General features: G+C 69.2%; 24 protein-coding genes and 1 pseudogene. 10 read left to right on the top strand and 15 right to left on the bottom strand.

What is annotated here, in order from left to right:
• The 9 genes from ABIB51_RS20585 to ABIB51_RS20545 all read right to left on the bottom strand — a co-directional run bounded on the left by ABIB51_RS20585 (position 1) and on the right by ABIB51_RS20545 (position 9,375).
• On the bottom strand, positions 1-1,227 hold the full coding sequence (locus ABIB51_RS20585) for a thiolase family protein (RefSeq protein WP_354191212.1): 1,227 nt from the start codon (positions 1,225-1,227) through the stop codon (positions 1-3).
• Positions 1,224-1,709 (bottom strand): 4-carboxymuconolactone decarboxylase, encoded by a 486-nt coding sequence (gene pcaC, locus ABIB51_RS20580; RefSeq protein ID WP_354191211.1) that lies wholly within the window; start codon positions 1,707-1,709, stop codon positions 1,224-1,226. Before pcaC ends, ABIB51_RS20585 begins: the two co-directional genes overlap by 4 nt.
• The gene (locus ABIB51_RS20575) at positions 1,706-2,524 is read right to left on the bottom strand and encodes an alpha/beta fold hydrolase (RefSeq protein WP_354191210.1); all 819 of its coding nucleotides are present in this window, start codon (positions 2,522-2,524) and stop codon (positions 1,706-1,708) included. The genes pcaC and ABIB51_RS20575 overlap by 4 nt, the downstream gene beginning before the upstream one ends.
• Positions 2,517-4,016: a lyase family protein gene (locus ABIB51_RS20570; protein WP_354191209.1), complete on the bottom strand. Its 1,500-nt coding sequence runs from the start codon at positions 4,014-4,016 to the stop codon at positions 2,517-2,519. Before ABIB51_RS20570 ends, ABIB51_RS20575 begins: the two co-directional genes overlap by 8 nt.
• Entirely contained in the window at positions 4,013-4,588 is a 576-nt protein-coding gene (pcaG, locus tag ABIB51_RS20565; RefSeq protein WP_354191208.1) for a protocatechuate 3,4-dioxygenase subunit alpha, read from the bottom strand. The genes ABIB51_RS20570 and pcaG overlap by 4 nt, the downstream gene beginning before the upstream one ends.
• Positions 4,581-5,480: a protocatechuate 3,4-dioxygenase subunit beta gene (gene pcaH, locus ABIB51_RS20560; protein WP_354191207.1), complete on the bottom strand. Its 900-nt coding sequence runs from the start codon at positions 5,478-5,480 to the stop codon at positions 4,581-4,583. The genes pcaG and pcaH overlap by 8 nt, the downstream gene beginning before the upstream one ends.
• A gap of 37 nt (positions 5,481-5,517) precedes the next feature.
• Complete coding sequence (locus ABIB51_RS20555) at positions 5,518-7,473, bottom strand: bifunctional sugar phosphate isomerase/epimerase/4-hydroxyphenylpyruvate dioxygenase family protein (RefSeq protein ID WP_354191206.1); 1,956 nt, start codon at positions 7,471-7,473, stop codon at positions 5,518-5,520.
• The gene (locus ABIB51_RS20550) at positions 7,473-8,354 is read right to left on the bottom strand and encodes a shikimate dehydrogenase (RefSeq protein WP_354191205.1); all 882 of its coding nucleotides are present in this window, start codon (positions 8,352-8,354) and stop codon (positions 7,473-7,475) included. The genes ABIB51_RS20555 and ABIB51_RS20550 overlap by 1 nt, the downstream gene beginning before the upstream one ends.
• Positions 8,355-8,505: 151 nt before the next feature.
• Positions 8,506-9,375 (bottom strand): IclR family transcriptional regulator, encoded by an 870-nt coding sequence (locus tag ABIB51_RS20545; protein ID WP_354191204.1) that lies wholly within the window; start codon positions 9,373-9,375, stop codon positions 8,506-8,508.
• Between the two features lie 224 nt (positions 9,376-9,599).
• Here ABIB51_RS20545 and ABIB51_RS20540 point away from each other — a divergent pair, with 224 nt between their 5' ends.
• Positions 9,600-10,919 carry an MFS transporter gene (locus ABIB51_RS20540; RefSeq protein ID WP_354191203.1) on the top strand — a complete coding sequence of 440 codons (1,320 nt, stop codon included), beginning with the start codon at positions 9,600-9,602 and terminating at the stop codon, positions 10,917-10,919.
• Between the two features lie 73 nt (positions 10,920-10,992).
• Here the strand turns inward: ABIB51_RS20540 and ABIB51_RS20535 are convergent, their stop codons facing one another.
• Positions 10,993-12,102 carry an ATP-dependent DNA ligase gene (locus ABIB51_RS20535; protein WP_354191202.1) on the bottom strand — a complete coding sequence of 370 codons (1,110 nt, stop codon included), beginning with the start codon at positions 12,100-12,102 and terminating at the stop codon, positions 10,993-10,995.
• Positions 12,103-12,193: 91 nt separating this feature from the next.
• Between ABIB51_RS20535 and ABIB51_RS20530 the strand changes: the two genes are divergently transcribed.
• The 3 genes from ABIB51_RS20530 to ABIB51_RS20520 all read left to right on the top strand — a co-directional run bounded on the left by ABIB51_RS20530 (position 12,194) and on the right by ABIB51_RS20520 (position 15,276).
• Positions 12,194-13,189: a TIGR03885 family FMN-dependent LLM class oxidoreductase gene (locus ABIB51_RS20530; RefSeq protein ID WP_354191201.1), complete on the top strand. Its 996-nt coding sequence runs from the start codon at positions 12,194-12,196 to the stop codon at positions 13,187-13,189.
• Complete coding sequence (locus ABIB51_RS20525; protein ID WP_354191200.1) at positions 13,186-14,880, top strand: alpha-amylase family protein; 1,695 nt, start codon at positions 13,186-13,188, stop codon at positions 14,878-14,880. The genes ABIB51_RS20530 and ABIB51_RS20525 overlap by 4 nt, the downstream gene beginning before the upstream one ends.
• A gap of 159 nt (positions 14,881-15,039) precedes the next feature.
• Positions 15,040-15,276: a hypothetical protein gene (locus ABIB51_RS20520; RefSeq protein WP_354191199.1), complete on the top strand. Its 237-nt coding sequence runs from the start codon at positions 15,040-15,042 to the stop codon at positions 15,274-15,276.
• A 5-nt stretch (positions 15,277-15,281) separates the two neighbouring features.
• Here the strand turns inward: ABIB51_RS20520 and ABIB51_RS20515 are convergent, their stop codons facing one another.
• The 4 genes and pseudogenes from ABIB51_RS20515 to ABIB51_RS20500 all read right to left on the bottom strand — a co-directional run.
• On the bottom strand, positions 15,282-15,569 hold the full coding sequence (locus ABIB51_RS20515) for a MoaD/ThiS family protein (protein ID WP_354191198.1): 288 nt from the start codon (positions 15,567-15,569) through the stop codon (positions 15,282-15,284).
• A gap of 6 nt (positions 15,570-15,575) precedes the next feature.
• Positions 15,576-16,721, bottom strand: a complete 1,146-nt coding sequence (locus ABIB51_RS20510) for a WD40/YVTN/BNR-like repeat-containing protein (RefSeq protein ID WP_354191197.1) — start codon at positions 16,719-16,721, stop codon at positions 15,576-15,578.
• 83 nt (positions 16,722-16,804) lie between these two features.
• The gene (locus tag ABIB51_RS20505) at positions 16,805-17,005 is read right to left on the bottom strand and encodes a hypothetical protein (protein ID WP_354191196.1); all 201 of its coding nucleotides are present in this window, start codon (positions 17,003-17,005) and stop codon (positions 16,805-16,807) included.
• Positions 17,006-17,089: 84 nt separating this feature from the next.
• A pseudogene (locus ABIB51_RS20500) lies at positions 17,090-17,275 on the bottom strand (ArsR/SmtB family transcription factor); the annotation flags it as partial.
• Between the two features lie 169 nt (positions 17,276-17,444).
• On the opposite strand from ABIB51_RS20500, the gene ABIB51_RS20495 reads away from it, so the two are divergent.
• From ABIB51_RS20495 to ABIB51_RS20470, 6 genes are all read left to right on the top strand, one after another.
• Entirely contained in the window at positions 17,445-17,624 is a 180-nt protein-coding gene (locus ABIB51_RS20495) for a hypothetical protein (RefSeq protein ID WP_354191195.1), read from the top strand.
• Between the two features lie 2 nt (positions 17,625-17,626).
• Positions 17,627-18,139: a universal stress protein gene (locus tag ABIB51_RS20490; RefSeq protein WP_354191194.1), complete on the top strand. Its 513-nt coding sequence runs from the start codon at positions 17,627-17,629 to the stop codon at positions 18,137-18,139.
• The gene (locus tag ABIB51_RS20485) at positions 18,129-18,734 is read left to right on the top strand and encodes a DinB family protein (protein ID WP_354191193.1); all 606 of its coding nucleotides are present in this window, start codon (positions 18,129-18,131) and stop codon (positions 18,732-18,734) included. The genes ABIB51_RS20490 and ABIB51_RS20485 overlap by 11 nt, the downstream gene beginning before the upstream one ends.
• Before the next feature lie 255 nt (positions 18,735-18,989).
• Positions 18,990-19,337, top strand: a complete 348-nt coding sequence (locus tag ABIB51_RS20480; RefSeq protein WP_354191192.1) for a metal-sensitive transcriptional regulator — start codon at positions 18,990-18,992, stop codon at positions 19,335-19,337.
• Between the two features lie 66 nt (positions 19,338-19,403).
• Positions 19,404-19,634, top strand: a complete 231-nt coding sequence (locus tag ABIB51_RS20475) for a heavy-metal-associated domain-containing protein (protein ID WP_354191191.1) — start codon at positions 19,404-19,406, stop codon at positions 19,632-19,634.
• Between the two features lie 53 nt (positions 19,635-19,687).
• Positions 19,688-21,994, top strand: coding sequence for a heavy metal translocating P-type ATPase (locus ABIB51_RS20470; protein ID WP_354191190.1), 2,307 nt, complete (start codon positions 19,688-19,690; stop codon positions 21,992-21,994).
• A 42-nt stretch (positions 21,995-22,036) separates the two neighbouring features.
• Here the strand turns inward: ABIB51_RS20470 and ABIB51_RS20465 are convergent, their stop codons facing one another.
• The gene (locus ABIB51_RS20465; protein WP_354191189.1) at positions 22,037-22,309 is read right to left on the bottom strand and encodes a DUF2277 domain-containing protein; all 273 of its coding nucleotides are present in this window, start codon (positions 22,307-22,309) and stop codon (positions 22,037-22,039) included.
• Positions 22,310-22,498: the final 189 nt, after the last annotated feature.

The raw sequence follows: 22,498 nt of genomic DNA, 5'->3' as shown, positions 1-22,498 counted from the left end.
CTATCCCTTTACTGAGACTGGTTTTGCCGGCGCCGCGGCGCATGCGGTGACGTTTTCGAGGACGACTGCCAGGCCCTGGCCGACGCCGATGCAGATCGCGGCGACACCCCAACGCTCACCGGAGGCCTGCAGGCTGCGGGCCAGGGTGCCGAGGATGCGGCCGCCGGAGGCGCCCAACGGATGTCCCATGGCGATCGCGCCGCCGTGCCGGTTCACGATTGCGGGGTCGATGCCCCAGGCGTTGACGCAGGCCAGGGACTGCGCGGCGAACGCTTCGTTGAGTTCGACGGCGCCCACCTGGTCCCAGCCGATGCCGGCCTTCGCGAGGGCCTTGTTCGCGGCCTCCACGGGGGCGTAGCCGAAGTACTGGGGATCGTTCGCGTGCGCGCCGCGGCCGGCGATGCGGGCCAGCGGTTCCAGGCCCAGCAGGCCGGCGGCGTTCTCGGAGCCCAGCCAGGCCGCGGAGGCGCCGTCGGAGAGCGGGGAGGCGTTCCCGGCCGTAACGGTGCCGTTCCCGGTCCGGAACACGGTCTTGAGCCCGGCGAGCTTCTCGGCCGAGGACCCGGCGCGGATGCCCTCGTCCCGGACCAGGTCCGTACCCGGAACCGGGGTCACGAGGTTGTCGTAGAAGCCCTCATCCCAGGCCGCGGCGGCCAGGTTGTGCGAGCCGGCGGAGAATTCGTCCTGCGCCTCGCGGGTCACCCCGTACTTTTCGGCCAGCCGCTCGGTCGCCTCGCCGAGGGAGATGGTCCACTCGGCAGGCATCGCCTTGTTGACCAGCCGCCAGCCCAGCGTGGTGGAGGCCAGGGTCAGGTCCCCGGCCGGGTAGGCCTTCTCGGTCTTGGGCAGCACCCAGGGGGCCCGGGACATCGATTCTGTTCCGCCGATCAGCATGAGTTCGGCGTCGCCGGTGGTGATCTGCCGGGAGGCGATCATCGCCGCGTCGAGGGAGGACCCGCAGAGCCGGTTGACAGTCGTCCCCGGGATCGAGACGGGCAGCCCTGCGAGCAGGGTGCCCATCCGGGCGACGTTGCGGTTCTCCTCGCCGGCGCCGTTGGCGTTGCCGAACACCACCTCATCGATCCGTTCGACGTCGAGCTTCGGGGCGCGCCTGACGATCTCAGCGATCACATGCGCGGCGAGATCATCCGGGCGGACCGCGGCGAGGCTGCCGCCGAATTTGCCGAACGGGGTCCTGACGGCGTCGTACAGGTAGGCCTGGTTCATGGTGTGTGGTCCATTTCTGTGGCGCCCGTTGCTGCTTTGTCCATGGACTGGAACACCTGCTGGGCGGTCTTGAAGGCGGTATTGGCGGAGGGGACTCCGCAGTAGATGGCGGTCTGGAGCAGGATTTCCTTGATCTCGTCCCTGCTCAGGCCGTTGGTGACGGCGGCGCGGATGTGCATGGCCAGTTCTTCCCAATGCCCGTGCGCCACCATGGCGGTGATGGTGACCGCGGAGCGCATCTGCCGGGTCAGGCCGGGTCGGGTCCAGATGCCGCCCCAGGCGATCCGGGTGATCATGTCCTGGAAGTCCTCGGTAAAGGCATCCTTGTTGGCGTTGGCGCGGTCCACGTGCGCGGCGCCAAGCACCTCGCGGCGGACCGTCATGCCGCCGTCGTAGATCTCCCGGCTAGTGGCGTCCGGCTGGACGGCTCCATGCCGTTCCCGGCCGGTGCGCCCGGGGCCGTTGATCTCCGGGCCCGTCACTTTTCGGCTCCGCGGGATTCGGCCCAGGCCATGAGGCTCCGCTGCAGTTCGGCAACGTGGGCGGGTGCTTCAAACGGCGCCAGGTGGGCCACGCCTTCGAGGGTCACGGCACTGGCGGTGCCGCCGCCGGCGGTGATTCCTTCGGCGATCTCGGCGGCGAGCGGTGGCGGGGCCACACTGTCCTCCGCACCGGCCACGGCTTGGGTGGGGACCCGGATGCTGCCGAGTTCGTTCCGGACGTCGAAGCCTGCGAGGGCCTCGCAGCAGAACGCGTAGCTGAAGCGGTCGGCGTCGCGCAGGGCGTGCAGCAGGCGGCTGCTGCGCTCGGGCTCGCGTTCCATGAAGCCCGGGGCGAACCAGCGCCCCGCCGAGGCCTGGATCATCACGGGTGTTCCCTGTGTGCGCACGGTTTCGGCGCGTTCCAGCCAGCCCTCCGGGGTGCCGAGCTTCGCGCCGCTGCACTGCACGGACAGGCTCTTGAGCCGTTCGCCGTGCTTGATGCCAAGCTGCAGGCCGGTGGCGCCGCCGAGGGACACGCCGGCGTAGTGGAAGCGCGCGCCGGGGGCAACGGTGTCGACCAGCTCGACGACGGCGTCGGCCAGTTCGGCGATGCTGAAGGGTCCGGTGGCCGCCGGAGAGATGCCGTGGCCGGGAAGGTCCCAGGCGACGACGTCGACGACGCCGCCGAGCAGCGCGCCGGACTGGGACCACAGGAACGTGGAGGTGCCCAGCGACGGCCCCACCACCAGGAGGGGCTTGTCCCCGAGGGGCCGCTGGGGCGAGAGCAGTACAGCTTTGAGGGTGGGTCTAGCCACGGGAGGCTCCGTTCAGGTCGAGGGTCCGTGCTGCGCCGGGGGCCCGGGCTGCCGTGCCGGTGTACTCCGGGTATGCCGCGAGGATGCGGCGGGAAATTTCGGCCGCCTGGCCGAGGTAGTTGGCCGGGTCCAGCAGCTCCTCGAGCCGACGGTCCGGGAGCTGCTCAGGTGGGACGGCCGCGCGGAGCAGCCGCCGGTACGTGGCAGCCTGCGCGGCCGCCGGGGTCCGGAGCGTCTGGTCCACGACCGCCTGGAGACGCTGCTTGCCGTCCTGCCCTGAACCGTCGGTTCCCAGGAGCGGGGAGACGGCGGCCGTGACAGCTTCGCTGAGCAGCAGCGGGCCGGCGAGGTCCAGGTTCCGGCGCATGGCGTCGGGGAACACCTGGAGGCCTTCGGCGAGTTCGCGGAGCTGTCCGGCGGCGCCCAGGGCGAGGCGAAGGAGCCGGCGGAGGGCCGGCCACTCAGTGTGCCAGGCACCGTCGGGGCGTTCATCGTTGAAGGTCGCGGCGGCGAGGTGCAGCTGGGCGGCCTGCCCGGGTGCCTGCAGCGCGGCGCTGCGGATCAGCACGGACAGCACGGGGTTTTGCTTCTGCGGCATGGCCGAGGACCCACCGCGGCCGGCGGCGCGCGGCTCGGCGAGCTCGGCCACTTCCGGCCGGCTCAGGAACAGGACGTCGGCGGCGATCTTGCCGGCGGCGTCGGTCACGGCGGCCAGGGCGTCGCCCAGCCCGGTGACGGCGAGCCGGTTGGTGTGCCACGGCGCGGGCACGGGTGCCAGGCCGAGTCCGGCGGCCAGCCGGTCGGACAGGTCGAAGGGCGTCACGGCGGTGCCTGTGGTCAGCACGGTGCCCGCGGCGAGGGTTCCTGCCGCCCCGCCGGTCTGCACGGGCAGGTCGAGGGACTCCAGCCGGCGCGCGGCGGCGGCCAGTCCGGCGAACCATTGTGCGGCTTTGAGCCCGAACGTGAACGGCAGCGAGTGCTGGGTCAGGCTGCGGCCCACGCAGAGCGTGTCCGCATGCTGTGCCGCCAGGGCGGACAGCGCCGACGTCGTTGCTTTCACCTCGGTGAGGAGCCCGCGGACCGCGTTCCGGGCCAGCAGCATGAGGGCGGTGTCGAGGACGTCTTGGCTGGTCAGCGACGTGTGCACGGCCTTGCCCGCGCCGATGCCGGCGGTGTCAAGCGCCATGACGTGCCCGCGGAGCTCGGCCAGCAGCGGAATGACCGGGTTGGCGCCGCCCTGGGCGCGCACGGCAATGTCCGCGACGTCATAGCGGCCCGCATCCGCGGCCGCGGCCACCACGGCGGCGGAACCGGCGGGGGCGAGGTCCGCCTCTTCCAGGACTGCGGTCCAGGCGGCCTCGACCTGCAGGATGGCGGCCAGGACTGCCCTGTCCCCGGTCAGTGCCGCCACGGCGGGCGAGGCCGACACGGGACTCAGCAGGCCAAAATCGCCGTCGAGGGCGGCATTGCCGCCGGCTTCGGGCGCATTCACTTCGAGGCGCCCTCAAAGTCGAGGAACACGGTTTCGCCCTCGCCCTGGAGCCGGAGGTCCCAGGTGAGGCCGCCGTCGGCGTCGCGGCGGGCGATCAGGGTCTTGCGGCGCTCCGGGTCCAGGGAGGACAGCAGCGGGTCCGCGGCGAGGGCCTCCTGGTTCTCCGGCAGGTAGATCCGGGTGAAGAGCCGGTTCATCAGGCCGCGGGCAAAGACCGCGACGGCGATGAATGGCGCCGCTCCCGGCCCGGTGGGGCCGGGGTTCACGGTCGTGAACGTGAAGGCGCCGGTGTTGCCCACCGCGCTGCGGCCGAAGCCGGTGAAGGTGTAGCCGTCGCGGACGAGCGAACCGGTCCGCTGCGCGATGTTCCCGTCCGCGTCGGCCTGCCAGATCTCCAGGATCGCGTCCGGGACCGGGTGGCCGCCGCCGTCGTACACGGTGCCCTGCAGCCGGATGGAATCCGGGGAACCAGGGGACAGGAGCTCGCGGTCTTTCGGATAGGGCAGGGCGTAGCCGTAGAACGGGCCTACCGTCTGTCCGGGGGTGGGGGTGAGTTTGGTGGGGTTACTCATGGTCATCACTTTCTGCGCCCAGGGCCTCGTTCTCGGTCCAGGTCCGCTTCGACCCGGTCAGGACAATGTCCCAGGTGTACGCCAGAGCCCATTCGGGTTTGGTCTGCTCGTGGTTGTACGTGGCCACGAGCCGGTCCCGGGCGTCCTGGTCCACGATCGACTGGTAGATCGGGTCCAGCGGGAAGAGCTGGTCCCCGGGGAAGTACATCTGCGTGACGATCCGCTGGGTGAATTCCTGGCCGAACAGGGAGAAGTGGATGTGCGCCGGGCGCCAGGCGTTGAGGTGGTTCTTCCAGGGGTAGGCGCCGGGCTTGATGGTGGTGAAACTGTAGGAGCCGTCGGCCCCCGTGATGCAGCGGCCGACGCCGGTGAAGTTCGGGTCGAGCGGTGCCGGGTGCTGGTCCCGTTTGTGGATGTAGCGGCCGGCGGAGTTGGCCTGCCAGATCTCCACGAGCTGCCCGGCCACGGGACGGCCGTCGCCGTCGAGCACGCGGCCCGAGACGACGATGCGTTCGCCCAGCGGTTCCCCGTTGTGCGCGATGGTGAGGTCCGATTCCAGCGCGTGCACGTCCATGTGCCCGAACGCCGGGGAGAACAGCTCGATGGTTTCCGGGTCCGCGTGGTGCAGGTCCTTGGTGGGGTGGCGCAGGACGCTGCTGCGATAGGGCGCGTAGTCCAGCCGGGGCTGGATCTCGGCCGGGGCGCCGTTCCTGAGCGCCAGTGCATAGGCGTCGCCCAGGGCCTTCATTTCGGCGGTGAGGTCCGCCTGCGACTCCGCGGCAGTGTCCCCGGCAGGGACAGCACTCGCGTAGGTCTTTGGTGCGGCCCCGTCGGACACGTCCTCGGTGAGCGGGTCCGCGTTGTAGACCTCAAGGTTGATCTCTTCAGGCACAGCAGCCTCCTTTCGTTGGTGGTGGTACTGGTTGCCCTCAGGCGGTGGATTGCTGGTGCAGGTGGTCGTACTGGACGGCATGGCGCACCGGGGCGTTGGGGGCCCCGTAGCCGTCGTAGGCACCGCGGCGTTCCACCATTTCGAAGAACACGCTGCCCACGGTGGCGGTGTAGAAGTGCAGGAATTCGCCGTCGGCGTCGCGGTCGTAAAGCAGGTTGAGCTCCCGGAGGGTGGCCAGGAATTCGGGTTCCAGCGCGAACCGGGCGTCGAGGTCCTCGTAGTAGTTTTCCGGGATGCGCAGGAAGTCCAGGCCCCGGGCCTGCGCGGCGCGGGCCGCGGCCACGAGGTCATCCACCGCGAAAGCGATGTGTTCCTGGTAGCCGGGGCGGTGACCGGTGCCTGCAGTCCCTGCCGCGCCAGGCGTGGCGCCTTCCTGCTGGATCAGCGGGGCCAGGTTCAGCACGAGGCGCACGCCCCGGTCCCGGGTCAGCATGACCTGGGAGCGGACCAGTCCGGTGGGGCTGGCCACCTCGGCGAACGGCTGCGGTTCCAGGGCGAGGGCGCTGGTGTAGAAGAGCACGGCTTCGTCGAAGTGCTGCCACGGCTGGGCGAGGTTGACGTGGTCGATCACGGTCCCCGGGTCCCCGGCCCGGTCCGCCGCCGCGACGTCCAGGCCGTCACCGAATTCCCGGGTCCACACGGCCGTACCGTCGGGATTGCCCTGGCACAGGAAGATCTCGGTGGAGTCCGGGGCGGCGAAGCCCTGGAAAATCTCCTCATTGGCCTGGCTTTTGCGCGGCACCGCCGGGGCCTTGAGCTGCTGGGCGCGGGCGGCGGCAATCACCGGGGAGTCGACGTCGAATCCCAACGCGGAAATGGCCGGGGCGGAGGTCCCGGCGCTTGCGCCGCCGGCGGGTTCTTCGTTGATGATGACGCGGGCGTGGCCCATGGACCACAACTGCACGTTCTTGGTCCGGTGCCTGCCGTTGGACGTGAAGCCGAGCTGGCCGAGCAGGGTCTCGAGCGCGGCGGTGTCCCCTGCCCTGACCTCGGCGAAGTTGAACCCGGCGGGTTCGGCCACGTGCGGGAGGGTAGCCAGTTCCATCGGGTACCGGCGGCGGGAGGCCGCAGCGCCGCCGGCCGCCGGACCGGCCGGACCGGCCGCGGGGTTGGCGTCGAGCCACTTGGCGCTTTGTTCCTCCAACCAGATGAGCGAGCGCATGGCATCCACGGCGGTGCGTTCGACGTCGGACTGGCGGAAGACGTCGTTGAAGACCTCCAGGGAGACCGGACCGGTGTAGCCGGCCCGGACCACGTGGCCCATGAACTTGGCGAGCTCAAACTGGCCCTCACCCGGGAACACGCGGTAGTGCCGGCTCCAGGACAGCACGTCCATGGACAGCTTGGGCGCATCGGCGACCTGCACGAAGAAGATCTTGTCCGCGTTGAAGGATTCGATCGGCGCGGTGTCCCAGTCGCGGGAGAGGATGTGGAACGAGTCCAGGCACGTACCCAGGTTGGGGTGGTCCACCGTTTGCACCAGCCGGTGCGCGTGCTCGTAGTCGTTGACGTACTTGCCCCAGGCCAGCGCCTCGTAGGCCACCTTGACGCCGTGGTCCGCGGCGAGCCCGGCCAGCCGGGAAAGCTGTGCGGCGCGGAGTTCGTCGTCGTCGATGCTGGCGGTGCCCACGTTGGAGCAGACCAGGACGGTGTCCATGCCGAGCCGGGACATCAGCCGGAACTTGGCGTCCGCGCGGCGGAGATTGGCCGTGAGCAGCTCCTCGGGGACGCTGTCAAAGTCGCGGAACGGCTGGTAGAGGTCCAGGCTCAGGCCGAGGTCCGCGGCCATTTTGCGGACGTCCTCGGGGCTGAGCGGGGACGTGACAAGGTCCTGCTCGAAGATCTCGATCCCGTCGAAGCCGGCGATCGCGCAGGCCTGCATTTTTTCCCGCAGCGTGCCGGACAGGCAGACCGTGGCGATTCCCGTACGCATCAGGCGGCCACCTCTTCCGCGGCGACAAGCTCCAGGAAGTGGGCCCGCATGCGCTCCGCATCGGGCTCGAGGCCGGTGAAGATCCGGAAGGCGTCGGCGGCCTGGCCGACGGCCATCCGACCGCCGTCGAGCACGGAGCAGCCTTTCGCCCGGGCCTCGCGGACCAGTTCGGTCTCGATCGGCCGGTAGACGATGTCCGCGACCCAGTGCCGGGACTCCAGGAGGGACATGTCCAGCGGGACGCCGGGGTGCGCGGCCATCCCCACCGGGGTGCAGTGCACCAGGCCGTCGGCGTGCGGCATGAGCCGCGGCAGCTCCGCCGTCGTCCGGGCCGTGACTTTCTGGTCCGGGAAGAACCCGGCAAGCTCGGCCGCGCGGGCCGCGCAGCGTCCGGCGTCGGTGTCCACGAGGTCGAGTTCCCGGACCCCCGCGGTCAGCAGGGCGTAGGCGACGGCGGACCCGGCACCGCCCGCGCCCAGCTGCACCACACGGTCCAGCCTTGCGCCGGGCAGGCCCGACGCAAGGGCCGCGGCGAAGCCGGAGAAGTCGGTGTTGTGGCCGATGAACCGGCCGTCCCGGATGATCACGGTGTTCACCGCGCCGAGGCGCCGGGCGTCGGGGGTGACTTCGTCCAGGTATTCCAGGACCAGCTGCTTGCACGGGTGGGTGATGTTCAGCCCGTTGAAGCCGAGCCGCTGCGCGCCGGTGAGGAGCTCGCCCACGGCAGCGCCGGGGAGCGCAAGCTCCCGGAGGTCGATGGGGCGGTACAGGTACCGGAGGCCCTGGCGGTCGCCTTCGCGTTCGTGCATATAGGGGGTCAGCGACGGCACGACGCCATCACCCACCAGTCCCACGAGGAAGGACTCTGCTCGACTGCTCATCCGTGTAGCTCCTTTGACAACGGCACTCGGCGGGCGGTGACGCTCGGGGCGTCTGCGGCGGGCCGGGTGATGGGGATTACTGTAGCGTAAATGTTCACATCTTGCACGATTGTTCTAGTAGCGAACAACGTTTCGGCAGTCATGTGCGCATCTACTGTTGTGGAAGCCGGGCGGACAGCTCCGCAGCGGCGGACTGCAGCAGGGGCACGAGGGCTACGAGGGCCTCCATGCTCATCCGGAAAACGGGAACGGCCGTGGCCAGCGACGCGAAGGCGTTGCCCTGGGAGTTGCAGACCGGGACGGCGACGGCGCGCATGCCGAGCTCGTTTTCCTCGTCCATGGTGGCGTAGCCGCGGCGCCGGACCAGCTCGATCTCCTCGCGGAAGGCCCCTCGGTCCGTGATTGAGAGCCCCGTCAGCGGTTCGAGTTCGAGGCCCTCCACCAGTTCGGCCCGGGTGTCGTCATCGGCGAAGGCCACGAGCGCCTTGCCCACCGATGTGGTGTGCAGGGCTCCGAGATAGCCGGGGTCGCTCGTGACACGGAAGGTCTGCGGACCGTCCACCTTGTTGACCGTGAGGTGGTGGACGCCGTCGCGGACCGAGAGGATGGTGGCCTCGCCCGTCTCCTCCGTGACCCGGCGCAGGATGGGCAGGGCCGTCCCGGCAAAGCCGTGGTGGTTGGAGACCCGCTGTCCGAGCTGGAAGACGCGCAGGCCCAGATGATAACGGCGGCCGTCCGGCTCGTAGTCGACGAACCCGTCCCGGGTCAGGGAGCCCAGCAGCCGGTAGGTGGTGCTGAACGGCAGTTCGGCCCGGCGGGACAGATCCGCGGCACTGGCCCCGCGCGGCTCGTCGCCCAGCAGGACCAGCAGGCCGAGCGCCTTGCCCACCATGTCCGTCCGGGCATCCTCCTTGGCGGGCTTGCCCCCCTTGGGAGCCTTGGCCTGCCCGGCAGGCGTTGCCGCTCCCGCCGGAACGGTGGCGTCGGCCTCGGCCAGGTCTGTGTCTTGGTTCACACTCATGCATTGATGTTCTCACATCGTGAGAGCTATTTCTAGATAGTGATTATTTTGCTTGACAAGTGATCACGCTCACAGCCATCATTGCTGTATCGCACAAGTAGCTCCCACCATGTGGCTACTGGTCCGGGTCTTTCCACGAACCTCCGGCTGCCGCACACTTAAGCCATCGGCGACTGAGACCTTCCTGATCCATCCGCGACAATGTCGTCACACAAAGGAACACCATGAGCCAGACACTCCCGTCCACGACGCCGGGCACTGACGCACCGGCCGGGACACCGAAGAAAGCGGCCCTCGCCAGCTTCCTGGGCAGCGCCGTCGAGTACTACGACTTTTTCATTTTCGGTTCTGCCGCCGCACTGATCTTCCCCAAGGTCTTCTTCCCGGACGCCGGCGCCAACGCGGCCATCATGTCCTTCGCGACCTTCGGCTTCGCCTACGTCGCCCGGCCCATCGGCGCTGTCATCCTGGGCCACTTCGGGGACCGCGTGGGACGCCGCAAGGTCCTGATGTTCACCCTCCTGCTCATGGGCGCCTCCACCTTCCTGATCGGCTGCCTGCCGGACTTCAACACCGTCGGTTGGTGGGCCCCGGCCCTGCTGGTGCTGGCACGCCTCTGCCAGGGCCTCTCCGCGGCCGGCGAGCAGGCCGGCGCCTCCTCCATGACCCTGGAGCATGCACCGGACAACCGCCGCTCCTTCTTCACCTCCTGGACGCTGACCGGCACCCAGGGCGGCCAGATCCTCGCCGCCCTCGTCTTCATCCCGGTCCTGGCCCTGCCCGACGAGATCAAGTACGGCATCGGCTGGCGCATCCCGTTCTGGCTCAGCGCCGTCGTTGTGATGGTCGCGTTCTTCATCCGCCGGACCCTGCACGAACCGCCGGCTTTCGAGGAAGCCCAGAAGAACGCCCAGATCTCCAAGCTCCCCGTCGCGGACCTCCTCAAGCACCACTGGCGCGACGTCCTCCGCGTCGTGGCCTGCGCCTTCATCGCCGCAGTCTCCACCGTGTTCGGCACGCTGGCCATCAGCTACGCCAAGAACGTCGCCGGTGTGGACGGCACCACCACGCTCTGGCTGGTCGTCGGCGCCAACCTGGTGGCCCTGGGCACCCAGCCGCTGTTCGGCATGCTGGCCGACCGGATCGGCCGGAAGCCGGTCTTCATCTACGGCGCACTGTCCAGCGCGGTGCTGACCCCGGTGTTCCTGTTGAGCCTGGAATCCGGCAGCGTCCCGCTGATGTTCCTCGCCGCCATCGGTTTCTTCTCCTTCGGCTACGCGGCCTCCAACGCCGTCTGGCCCTCCTTCTACGCCGAGATGTTCAGCACCAAGGTCCGCTTCTCCGGCCTGGCGATCGGCACCCAGCTCGGCTTCCTGATGGCCGGCTTCGCCCCGGCGATCGTGGCGGCCATGGGCGGCATCAAGCCCGGCGGCTGGGTCCAGATCACCATCTTCACCAGCATCATCTGCGTGGTCGCGGCCGCCTCGGCCCTGACCGCCAAGGAGACCTTCAAGGTCCCCACCAAGCAGCTCGGCCTGCGCTGAGGTTCCGTGGCAGAACGGACGACGGCGGTCCGCCCCTTCCCGGGGCGGGCCGCCGTCGGCGTTCGCGGGGGAATTACCGGCGGCCGGTGTCCAGGACCCGGGCGAGGTCGTAGGAGACCGGCTCCTCGAGCTGTTCATAGGTGCACGAGCGCGGATCCCGGTCCTGGCGCCAGCGCACGAACTGCGTCGTGTGGCGGAACCTGACGCCCTCCATGTGGTCGTACTTCACTTCCACGACGCGTTCGGGGCGGAGCGGCGTGAAGGACAGGTCCTTGCCACCGCTCCACCGGCTGCCCTCGGCGTTCCGCGGCGTGCGGCTGCCCTCCTCCTGCCTGGCCGGGGTCCAGGGGTGCGGCCCGGCGTCGGTCACCAGGGGCTGCAGCTCCTCGAAGAGGTCCTTGCGGCGCTGCATGGGAAAGGCGCCCACCACGCCGACGCTGGCGAGCACGCCGTCGTCGTCGTAAAGTCCCAGCAACAGGGATCCGACCCGGTCCGGTCCGGAGGTGTGCACGCGGTATCCGGCGAGGACGCAGTCCGCGGTGCGCTCGTGCTTGATCTTGAACATCACGCGTTTGTCCGGCTGGTACGTGCTGTCCAGGGCTTTGGCCACAACCCCGTCCAGTCCGGCCCCTTCGAACTGGCTGAACCACCGGCCGGCCGTCTCGCGGTCCCGGGTGGCCGGCGTCAGGTGGACGGGCGCTGCACAGCCGGCAAACGCCCGGTCCAGCGCGGCCCGGCGCTCAACAAACGGCCGCGCGGTGAGGTCCTCATCGGCCAGTGCCAGCAGATCAAACGCGACAAAACTGGCCGGAGTCTGGCCGGCGAGCAGCCGGACCCGGCTCGCGGCCGGATGGATGCGCTGCTGTAGGGCGTCGAAGTCGAGCCGGTCACCGGAGGCGCCCACCAGGATGATTTCGCCGTCCACCACACAGCGGGGCGGCAGGTTCGCCTTGAGCGCCTCGACCAGTTCGGGGAAGTACCGGGTCAGGGGTTTGCCGTTGCGGCTGCCGATCTCCAGGTCCTCGCCGTCGCGGAAGATGATGGACCGGAACCCGTCCCACTTCGGCTCGAAGCTCCACGCGGGCCCGGCGTCCCCGGCCTCGGCGTTTGTCCCGGCTCCGGGGATCGCACTCACGGATTTGGCCAGCATCGGCGCGATCGGGGGCATCAGTGGCAGTCGCATAGGGCCCATTCTTGCCCGGCGGTACGCCGGCCGCCAGCCCCACAGCCCGGCTTTCCTCGACACGCGCCGCCGGCGACGGTAGACATTAACGATGGCTGCCATCGGTTTCCACGCATCGCACGAACAGATCAGTCCCGGCCAGCTCCTCAAGGACGTCCAGCTGGCCGAACAGGCAGGCTTCGAGGCCGCCATGTGCTCGGACCACATTGAGCCCTGGTCCGCCCGGCAGGGCCACTCCGGTTTCGCCTGGTCCTGGCTGGGCGCTGCCCTGGCCACCACCGGACTCCGCTTCGGCGTCGTGACGGCGCCCGGCCAGCGCTACCACCCGGCCATCATCGCCCACGCCTCGGCCACCCTCGCGGACATGTTTCCGGGCCGGTTCTGGATGGCAACCGGCAGCGGCGAATACATGAACGAGCACGTCACCGGCGAGGCCTGGCCGGACAAGGAGACCCGGCAGCGGCGCCTCGAGGAGTCCGTCGAGATCATCCGCGACCTGCATGCCGGCAAGGAGGTCACGCGCACCGGCCTAGTTACCGTCCAGCAGGCCCGCGTCTGGGACGTTCCGCAGGTCAAGCCCCTCCTGATCGCCCCCGCCGTCAGCGTGGAGACTGCGCGGCGCTCCGCGGCCTGGGCGGACGGGCTGGTCACCGTGAACCAGCCGCACGTGAAGCTCAAGGACATGCTCGCCGCGTACCGCGACGCCGGCGGCCGCGGCAAGGCCGCACTGCAGGTCCATCTGTCCTGGGCCCCCACGGAGGATGCCGCCGTCGCGATCGCCCTGGACCAGTGGCGCAGCAACGTCTTTCCCCCGCCGATCCCGTGGGACCTCCCCACCGCGGCCCACTTCGACCACGTCAGCGCCGAGGTGGGCGAGAACCAGGTCCGCGGCGCCGTCAACATCTCTGCCGACACGGCGCAGCACGCCGAGTGGCTTGCCGAATACGTCGAGCTCGGCTTCGAGGAGCTCTACCTGCACTTCGTCGGCCAGGAGCAGGCCCCGTTCATCGAGGCGTTCGCAGAGCATGTCCTCCCCCAGCTGCGCGGGACCGGCAGCCGGGGGACCGAACGGAAGGTACCGCTGTGAGGATCGCCGAAACCTCCGATCTCTGGTGGAAGAACGCCGTGATCTACTGCCTGGATCCGGAAACCTTTTTCGACGACGACGGCGACGGATCCGGGGACTTCGGTGGCCTGATCCAGCGCGTCGACTACCTCGCCGCGCTGGGCGTGACCTGCATCTGGCTGATGCCGTTCTACCCGTCCCCGGACCGGGACGACGGCTACGACGTCACCGACATGTACGGGGTGGACCGCAGGCTCGGCACCCTCGGGGACGTCGTGGAGTTCATCCGGACCGCCAAGGACCGCGGCATGCGGGTAATCGCGGACTTCGTCATCAACCACACCTCGGACAAGCACCCGTGGTTCGTCCAGGCGCGCAAGTCCGTGGACAACCCGTACCGCGACTACTACGTGTGGCGGAAGGACACACCCCCGGACACCTCGGACCAGGTGGTGTTCCCCGGCGAGGAAACCTCGATCTGGACCCAGGACAAGGCCAGCGGCGAGTGGTACCTGCACATGTTCGCCAAGCACCAGCCTGACCTGAACGTGATGAACCCCAAAGTCCGGGACGAGATCGCCAAAGCGATGGGTTTCTGGCTGCAGCTGGGCCTGGACGGCTTCCGGCTGGACGCCGTCCCCTTTTTCCTGGAACTGCGCGGCGAGCCCAAGGATGCTGCGGCGCGGATCGACCCGCACAGCTATCTCGGTGCCCTGCGCAGCTTCCTCGGCAGGCGCAGCGGCAGCGCCGTCCTGCTGGGCGAGGTCAACCTGCCCTACAAGGACCAGCTGAAGTACTTCGGCGGCCCGGAAGGCAACGAGCTGAACATGCAGTTCGACTTCCTTTCGATGCAGTACATGTACCTTGCGCTGGCCCGGGAGGACGCCCGGCCGCTGGCCACGAGCCTCGGCAGCCGCCCGAAAATCCATCCGGACAACCAGTGGGCCATGTTCGTCCGGAACCATGATGAATTGACGCTGGACAAGCTCAGCGACTCCGAGCGGGACGAGGTTTTCGCCGCGTTCGGACCGGACAAGGACATGCAGATGTACGGCCGGGGCCTGCGCCGGCGGCTGCCGACCATGCTCAACGGGGACCCGGCGCGGATCCGGATGGTCTATTCGCTGATGTTCTCGCTGCCCGGCACGCCGGCGCTGTTCTACGGCGAGGAGATCGGTATGGGCGAGAACCTGACGGCGAAGGGACGCTCCGCCGTCCGGACCCCGATGCAGTGGGACGACGCCGAGAACGGCGGGTTCTCCACCGCCGCGGCCAAGGACCTGGTGGCTCCCGTGGTTGAGGGCTATTTCGGGCCGAAGAACATCAATGCCGCGGCCGCCAAACGGGACCCGGAATCGCTCTGGAACTTCATCGCCACACTCATCCAGCGCTACCGGGAAAGCCCCGAACTGGGCTGGGGCGAGTTCGAACTGATCAAGCATCCGGCCGCGAAGGTCCTGCTGCACCGCTGCAGCCGGGCCGGGTCAACGCTCGTCCTGGCACACAATTTCGGGGCCGAACCGGCATCCGTGGCAGCGAACGCCGCCTCCGCGGGGGACCCCGGAGAACACTTCGCGGGCGCCGTACTGCGGGACCTGCTGGACGGCGAGGACGTCCCCCTCGCCGAGGACGGCAGCTTCGAACTGGAACTGGGCCGCTACGGCTACCGCTGGTTCCGGATCCAGCGCCCGACGGACCGCCGCATGCCCTGAGGGAGGGGCAAACGGCGGGCACCCCCTGCCGGCGGGTAACCGGGCAGGCACCCAAAGCTTACGCGCCGCTTACCGGGGCGAAACGCCGCCGCAACATGGGCGCGGCACACTGGAAGTGCCGGCAATAGCAGGTACAAGCTCCAGTCCAGGAGGCCCGCCATGTTGAAGGAAGACAAACCCCATGCGACCCGTATCCGCGCCGTGGACCAGTTGCATCGCGGCGACGAGATCGAGGCCCGCCTGCGCGTCGGCCCGAACTACGACGACGTCGTGATCCGCCGCGGCAGCGTCCAGGAAACCGCGCCCGGGATCGGAGTCGTCTGGATCATGGACCGGCAGTCAGGCACACGCAAGGCCATCAACACGGACGAGTGCAGCCTCTGGCGGGTCGCCTGAGGCCGCTAGCCTCCCGCGACCGACTGGATGATCAGCAGTTCCTGGCCCGGGGAAACCTCGGTGGCCAGGCCCTGCAGCCGGCGGATCTCATTCCCGTTGACGTATATATTCACGTAGCGGCGGACCGCCCCCGTTTCATCCCGCAACCGTCGCGACAGGGCAGGGTAACCTCCGGTCACCGAATCCAGCACCCCCGCCACCGTCACCGCCACGTCGGCGGGCGCAGTCAGGATGGACTGCCCGCCGGCGAGCGGCTGGAGCACGCTGGGGAGCAGGACGGTGATGTCAGTCATGGGTGCTCAGGCATTCACGTCTACGCCCGGCCCTGCCAAGGGCACGGGAGCGGCAGGCACCACAGCCGCCCGCACACACAGCACGTCCGGAAGGTGGGAGGCCACCTCGGTGAAGTGTTCGCCCTCATCGGCACTGGCGTAGACACTGCCTCCGCGTGTCCCGAAGTAGACACCCACCGGCTCCGCCGCGTCCACTCCCGCGGCGTCCCGGAGCACGGCGTTGTACTCGGCCTCCGGAAGTCCCGCGTCGAGCCGCTTCCAGCTCGCGCCGGCGTCCTCGGTCCGGTGGACGGCCAGCTTGCCGTCCGGCGGGATCCTTTCGCCGTCGGCCTTCAGCGGGATCACCCAGGCCGTGCCGGCCTGGTGGGGATGAGCGAGCATCACAAAGCCGAAGTCCGCCGGCAGCCCTTCCGCGATGGACTCCCAGTGCTCGGCGTCATCGTCGCTGCGGTAGACCCCGTGGTGGTTCTGCGCATAGAGGCGGCCGTCGACGGCGGCGTCGGCGGCGATCTTGTGGACGCACTGGCCGAATTCCGGGTTCGGATCGGGCATGAAATACGCCGAAATTCCCTTGTTGCGGGGCTCCCAGGACGTGCCGCCGTCGAGTGAGCGGTAGACGCCGCCGGTGCTCATGGCGACGTGGACCTTCTCGCCCGTGGGGTCAAGGACAATCGAGTGCGCCGCGGCGCCGCCGAACCCGGCTCCCCATTCCGTGCGGTGCGGGTGGTCCCAGAGTCCACGGTTCAGCTCGAAGTGTTCGCCGCCGTCGGTGGACTTCCAGACGGAGATCGGCTCGCAGCCGGCCCAGACCACACCGGGGCGGGACTCGGCATCCGGGTGGATCTGCCAGACGCGTTCGAGGGCGGCCTCGGTGTCTTCGGGGAACCGGATGGCGCCCAGCTCGGGCTCGTTCCAAGTGCCGCCCAGGTCATCCGAGTGGAAAACCGTGGGCCCCCAGTGCTCGGACCTGACGCCGACCAGGATCCGGGTCCGGCCCCCGCGGGTGTCAATGCCGATACTGGGGATCTCGCTCATCAAAAAATGCGGACCGGAAAGGGACCAGTCCTTGCGGTCAGTGCTAATTGCCAGCCAGAGCCCTTTTTTGGTGCCGATCGCCAGGAGGTAACGTTCTTCGGTAGCCATGACCCCCATGCAACCACTCCTGCCGGATGGCCGCAATGGTTTTCCCGCCGGCAGCGGACTTCACTGACCCGCCCCCGGTTCCCGCGGGCGGGTCAGTCCACGAATTCGGATTGCGTCTCGACAAAGTCCCAGTCTGCATCGCTCAGCACACCGGCCACGTCGTCGGGGTGGGGGCCGCCGGCCTCCGCGATGCCCTGCAGTACCAGCAGGGGAAGCTCGGTGGCGCGCAGGTTTTCCCGCAGCCACTCCTTGCTCACCAGATCCAGGTCCAGCCACCACATGTAGATTTCCACGGCGGACACCCTTTCCTTAGGCCTCCAACGTTATGCCCCGCACCGGAGGCGATCAATAGGCCGCGGCGCCGGGCGCCGGGCGTGTCAGAGTCCGGTGACGACGGCGGCCGTGCGCTCCAATGCGCCCGGCACGAGCGAGTAGTAAGCCCACGTGCCCCGCTTTTCGCGGTGGAGCAGGCCTGCGTCGACGAGGATCTTCAGGTGGTGCGAGACCGTGGGCTGGCCCAGTTCGAGCGGTTCGGTCAGGTCGCAGACACAGGCTTCGCCGCTGCCGGCTGAGGTCGCCCACGGCCTTCCGGCAGCACCGCCACCCACTGCGGATGAAACAGAGGACACCCATGGATCCGACGAAGAACCTTCCCGTCGCTGTGATCGGCGCCGGCCCGACCGGCCTCGCCGCGGCGGCCTGCAGGGGACTTTCGCCGCGCCGCTGACTGCCGTGACGGCGCTGGCGCCGGCGGCGGGACCGGTGCTGGCGGCCTGGCTGGGAAGTTACACGGCGATGACGAACGCCATGGCCGGTGCCGCCGGGGTCGCCGCCCTCGCCGCGGCAGTCCCGCTCGCCGGCCGGACGGGGAGGAAGTCCCTGTTCAAGTCGAGGGGCGGGGGCAACAATTGAGTATGCCGGGAGAAGAAAGGGACGAAGCGTCGCCCCTGGTGGTGGGCGTTGTTCCGGGGCAGCATCCGGAGGTGATGCAGACCGCCGCGGCGCTGGCGGCCAGCCTCGAGGTCCCGCTGGTCTGCGGGTACGTGGACGAGGCAAGCTACCTGGTGGAGTGGGATCCGGCCCGGTCCGCGCACCGGCTTTCGCTGCACCCGGACACGGACGACGCCGAGATCCGGACCGTCAACAAGGAACTGCGGACTTTCATCGCGGCAGCCTGTGACGGCCTGGGGGTCGAATGGACGCTGCGGAGCCTGGCCGGGGACCCCGCCCGGGCCCTGGGACGGCTGGCGGCGGAAGCGGGCGCTGCCATGATCATCGTGGGAACCCCCGAACGCGGGCTGGGGCACCGGATCTCCGAGGCACTCAACGGATCGGTCGCCGCGTGGCTCAGCCACCATCAGCAACACCCCATCCTGATCGTCCCGGCAGGGCCCCCCGGTCCGGGCCGGGGCCATCGTGGCCCCTGACCCTCCAGCACGCGCCCGCGGCCACGCGGCCCGGCCGCCTGTTGAACGCGGCGCCGTGCTCGCCGGCTACCGGCGCAACTGCGCCGGACTGGACGCCACGCTGGCCGCTGCTGCGCTTCCGGAGCTCCGCCGCCGCAGCGCCGGTACCCGGTGGTCCAACGAGGAACTGCTCTTCCACATGGTGTTCGGCTACCTCGTGGTCCTGGCCCTGCTCCCGCTGGTGAGATTCTTCGGACGGCTCCCGCGACCGGTCAGCCGCGGCTTCGCCCGGCTCCTGGACGCCGCAACGGTGCCGTTCGACGTGGTCAACTACTGGGGCTCCAAAGCGGCCGCCCGGGTCTACAACCGGCGCCGGATGGCGGCCAAGCTGCACCGCATCACCTCACGGCTTGAGCGCCGGCTGGGCCGTGAGACCGCGGAGACCCTGGCCCTCAGCATGTCTTTCCCGACCCGGTGGGACCCGTTGTTCAGGCCGACGATGACGCTCGGGGACGTATACGCCTACCCCGTCGACCACTTCGACTTTCATGCCGCCCAGCTCTCGCTCCCGTTCAGCGGGGGCGGCCGCACTCCCCCGGAAACACCGGAAGAATGACCCGAGAAAGTAAAGCGAAAGTACTTATTCGCGGCGCTGGCTTTCTTTGACTACCGCCGAGTAAGCTGGAATTCGTAGCCCAATGGAGGGTCTACCCAATAGCTGCTCCGGAGTGCGTATCCCCCAATAACGCACTCCGGAGCTCTTTAACGTCCGGACCGTGTCCGGCCCGCGCCGGCCGCCGCGCCACCTTCGCGCCTCAGCGATACCCACCTGATACTTGTGCAATACCCCTAGGGGGTATATGTTGGGTGCATGAACGAGCCCCCAGTTCCTGTTACGGCCCCCCACGGTACGGACCAGCGTCCGCAGCACGGCTACACCTCCAACAAGGAGGCCTACCTGCGCCGGCTCAAGCGGATCGAGGGCCAGGTGCGCGGCATCGCCCGCATGGTCGACGAGGACAAGTACTGCATCGACATCCTGACCCAGGTCGCCGCGGTCAACAAGGCCCTGCATGCTGTCAGCCTGGGGCTGGTCGAGGAACACATCGGCCACTGCGTCGTCGGTGCGGCGTCCGAGCCGGATCCGGAGCTGCGGGCCGAAGCCATCGACCTCAAGGTCAAGGAGGCCACCGATGCCATCGGGCGCCTGCTGCGGTAGCGGCAACACCACCACCACACGATCGGGCTGCCGGACCACCAGCGGCCTGCCAACAAGGAGCAAGCAATGAGCACCGTTTCCACCATCGTCAGCGTTTCCGGGATGACCTGCGGCCACTGCGTCTCCTCCGTCAGCGAAGAGCTGGAGTCCCTGGCCGGCGTCGAAACGGTGGACGTCGACCTCAACGCGGGCGGCGTTTCAACCGTCACCATCACCTCCACCGGGTCGCTGTCCTCGTCCGAGATCGGCGAGGCCGTCGCCGAGGCCGGCTACATGGTGGTGGCCAACGACGCCTGAGCACCGCCCCGCCGACAGCCACCACCGGGTACGCCACCATGACAGGGAAGACCGTGACGAACGAGCAACTGCTGGACCACGCCGGAATCCGGGTGCTTGAACTCGATATCGAGGGCATGACCTGCGCGTCCTGCGTCAACCGGGTCGAACGCAAGCTAGGAAAGCTCGACGGCGTCGAGGCCACGGTCAACCTCCCCCTCGAATCAGCCCATGTCACCGCCCCGGCAGCCATCACCGACGCCCAGATCACGGCCACCGTCGCGGCTGCAGGCTACAAGGCCACCATCCGGGCGCCCAAGTACCCGGCAAAGGCCGCCGGGCCCGCCCCCGTCAGTGAGCCGGTCGACGTCCCCGGCGGGCACGCCGCAACACACTCCGACGCCGGCCTCCGCCCACGCCTGATCGCCGCCGCCGTCCTGACGGTGCCGGTTTTCGTGATTTCGATGTTCGCTGCCTTCCAGTTCGCCAATTGGGGCTGGGTAGCGGGGGCCCTCGCCCTGCCGGTGGTGAGCTGGGCGGCGTGGCCGTTCCACCGTGCCGCCGCCGTAAATGCCCGGCATTTTGCCTCCACCATGGACACCCTCGTCTCGATCGGGGTGACCGCGGCGTACGTTTTCTCCGCCTGGCAACTGCTGGCGGATCCCGGGATGACCGAACACGCCGGTATGGAGGGCATGGGCGGCGGGCTCTACTTCGAGGTGGCGTCGGTTGTCACCACGTTCCTGCTGCTGGGCCGCTACCTCGAGGCCAACGCCAAACACAAGGCGGGCGACGCCCTCAAGGCCCTGCTGGACCTCGGCGCGAAAGACGCCACGGTCCTGCGCGACGGCACCGAGCACAAAATCCCGGCCGATCAGCTGGCCGTCGGAGACGTCATCGTGGTCCGCCCCGGCGAGAAGATCGCCACCGACGGCGTCGTGATCGACGGCTCCTCCGCCGTCGACGCCTCCCTCGTGACCGGCGAATCCGTTCCCGTGGAGGTCGGTCCGGACAGTCCTGTCACGGGTGCCACCTTCAACACCTCCGGCCGGCTCCTGGTCCGCGCCACCCGCGTCGGGTCGGAGACAACCCTGGCGCAGATGGGCCGGCTGGTCTCCCAGGCCCAGACCGGGAAGGCGCCGATCGCCCGCCTCGCCGACCGCATCAGCTCCGTGTTCGTACCCGTTGTCCTGGCCATCGCCGGCATCACCTTCGCCGTATGGCTGCTCAGCGCCGGACCGGCCATCAGCGAGGCGGAGCTCCGGGCCGCCTTCACGGCAGCGGTTGCCGTCCTGGTCATTGCCTGCCCCTGCGCCCTGGGGCTGGCCACCCCGGTCGGACTCCTCACGGGGACCGGGCGGGGAGCCCAGCTGGGAATCCTCATCAAGGGGCCGCAGGTCCTCGAAGACACCCGGACTGTGGACACCATCCTCCTGGACAAGACCGGAACGGTCACCACCGGCCACCTCGCCGTCGAGGGGACGAACGCCTTCGCCCCCTTCGGTCCGGCCGAGGTCCTGCGCCTCGCGGGCGCCGTGGAGGCCGCCTCCGAACACCCCATCGCCCATGCCATCACGGCGGCTGCGGCATCGGCGGAACGCAGGAACGACGACTTCGGGCGCCTCCCCGGCGTCGTCGGATTCCGGTCCGCCCCCGGCGGCGGTGTCCAGGGCCTCGTCGGCGGACGGCCCGTGACCGCGGGCCGGATCGGCTGGCTGCGGGAGAACGGCGTGGAGCCGGGCACCGTGCAGCGGGAGGCCCTCGACGCGGCCGAGGCGACTGGTGCCACCGCGATCTGGGTCGCCGTCGACGGGGAGGCCGCCGGCATCATCAGCCTGCGCGATACGCTCAAGCCCGGCTCCGCGGCGGCGGTCACCCGGCTCCGCGGGCTCGGGCTCCGGCCGATCCTGCTGACCGGCGACAACGCCACCGTGGCCGCCCAGGTGGCAGCCGCCGTCGGAATCAGCCCGGTAGACGTTTTCGCGGGTGTGCTTCCGGAAGGCAAGGTCGAGGCTGTGCGGAAGCTGCAGGCGGCGGGCGCCACCGTGGCCATGGCCGGGGACGGCGTCAACGACGCCGCGGCGCTGGCGCAGGCGGACCTGGGCATCGCGATGGGCTCCGGCACGGACGTCGCGATTGAGGCGGCCGACCTGACGGTGATGGGAAACGACCTCAGGCAGGTGGCGCAGGCGATCGAGCTCTCCCGCCGGACGCTCGGCACCATCAAGACGAACCTTTTTTGGGCGTTCTTCTACAACGCGGTGGGCATCCCGGTGGCGGCCCTGGGCCTGCTCAACCCGATGATTGCAGGCGCCGCGATGGCTGCGAGCTCCGTGCTGGTGGTGGCCAACTCGCTGCGGCTGCGCAGCTTCGGCAAGTAGGGCGGCTTCGCCAAGTAGCCCTGCTTCGCGCCGGCGCCTCCCTCAGGCGGCGCCAAAGCGGACGGCAGCCCTGGCCTTCGCCTTGGCGGCTTCCTCCGCGCGGTCCTTTGCCGGGGCATGGGTCACCAACGAATCGAGCAGGTGCTGCGTGACGTGCGCGATCTCGTGCACAGCCCGGTTGAAGGCCTCTTCGTTGGCCTTGGACGGGGCGGTGCTGCCGCTGATCTTGCGCACGTACTGCAGTGCGGCTGCTTCCACCTCGGCGCTCGTGGCGTGGGGTTCAAAATTGTGGAGGGTCCGGATATTTCGGCACATGTCTTCATGCTAAGTGCCTTCGCGTCCGGGATCGAGGGCGCCCTACCCGTTGCCCTATCAGTTGTGGTTGCTTCCGGGCCGGATTGGGGACCGTGAGTGATAGGGCAACTGGGCGGATCGGGTGCGATGGGGAGGGGTGCCCATCGACAGGTTTTCGCGGGGCAGGGTAGCTTGGGGGCAATGGATCTT

This window comes from Arthrobacter sp. UYCu712, from assembly GCF_040547005.1.
Lineage (GTDB): Bacteria > Actinomycetota > Actinomycetes > Actinomycetales > Micrococcaceae > Arthrobacter.
Note: the sequence above shows the minus strand (reverse complement) of the source record. Positions and strands in the feature narration are given on the sequence as shown.

Bases quoted from the DNA above. Each gene is read 5' to 3' on its own strand.
- ABIB51_RS20540 (WP_354191203.1), top strand. From the start codon at position 9,600: ATGAGCCAGACACTCCCGTCCACGACGCCGGGCACTGACGCACCGGCC.
- ABIB51_RS20545 (WP_354191204.1), bottom strand. From the start codon at position 9,375: ATGAGTGTGAACCAAGACACAGACCTGGCCGAGGCCGACGCCACCGTT.
- ABIB51_RS20515 (WP_354191198.1), bottom strand. From the start codon at position 15,569: ATGACTGACATCACCGTCCTGCTCCCCAGCGTGCTCCAGCCGCTCGCC.
- ABIB51_RS20510 (WP_354191197.1), bottom strand. From the start codon at position 16,721: ATGGGGGTCATGGCTACCGAAGAACGTTACCTCCTGGCGATCGGCACC.
- ABIB51_RS20555 (WP_354191206.1), bottom strand. From the start codon at position 7,473: ATGCGTACGGGAATCGCCACGGTCTGCCTGTCCGGCACGCTGCGGGAA.
- ABIB51_RS20585 (WP_354191212.1), bottom strand. From the start codon at position 1,227: ATGAACCAGGCCTACCTGTACGACGCCGTCAGGACCCCGTTCGGCAAA.
- ABIB51_RS20535 (WP_354191202.1), bottom strand. From the start codon at position 12,102: ATGCGACTGCCACTGATGCCCCCGATCGCGCCGATGCTGGCCAAATCC.
- ABIB51_RS20550 (WP_354191205.1), bottom strand. From the start codon at position 8,354: ATGAGCAGTCGAGCAGAGTCCTTCCTCGTGGGACTGGTGGGTGATGGC.
- ABIB51_RS20530 (WP_354191201.1), top strand. From the start codon at position 12,194: ATGGCTGCCATCGGTTTCCACGCATCGCACGAACAGATCAGTCCCGGC.
- ABIB51_RS20480 (WP_354191192.1), top strand. From the start codon at position 18,990: ATGAACGAGCCCCCAGTTCCTGTTACGGCCCCCCACGGTACGGACCAG.
- pcaG (WP_354191208.1), bottom strand. From the start codon at position 4,588: ATGAGTAACCCCACCAAACTCACCCCCACCCCCGGACAGACGGTAGGC.
- ABIB51_RS20475 (WP_354191191.1), top strand. From the start codon at position 19,404: ATGAGCACCGTTTCCACCATCGTCAGCGTTTCCGGGATGACCTGCGGC.
- ABIB51_RS20520 (WP_354191199.1), top strand. From the start codon at position 15,040: ATGTTGAAGGAAGACAAACCCCATGCGACCCGTATCCGCGCCGTGGAC.
- ABIB51_RS20490 (WP_354191194.1), top strand. From the start codon at position 17,627: ATGCCGGGAGAAGAAAGGGACGAAGCGTCGCCCCTGGTGGTGGGCGTT.
- ABIB51_RS20465 (WP_354191189.1), bottom strand. From the start codon at position 22,309: ATGTGCCGAAATATCCGGACCCTCCACAATTTTGAACCCCACGCCACG.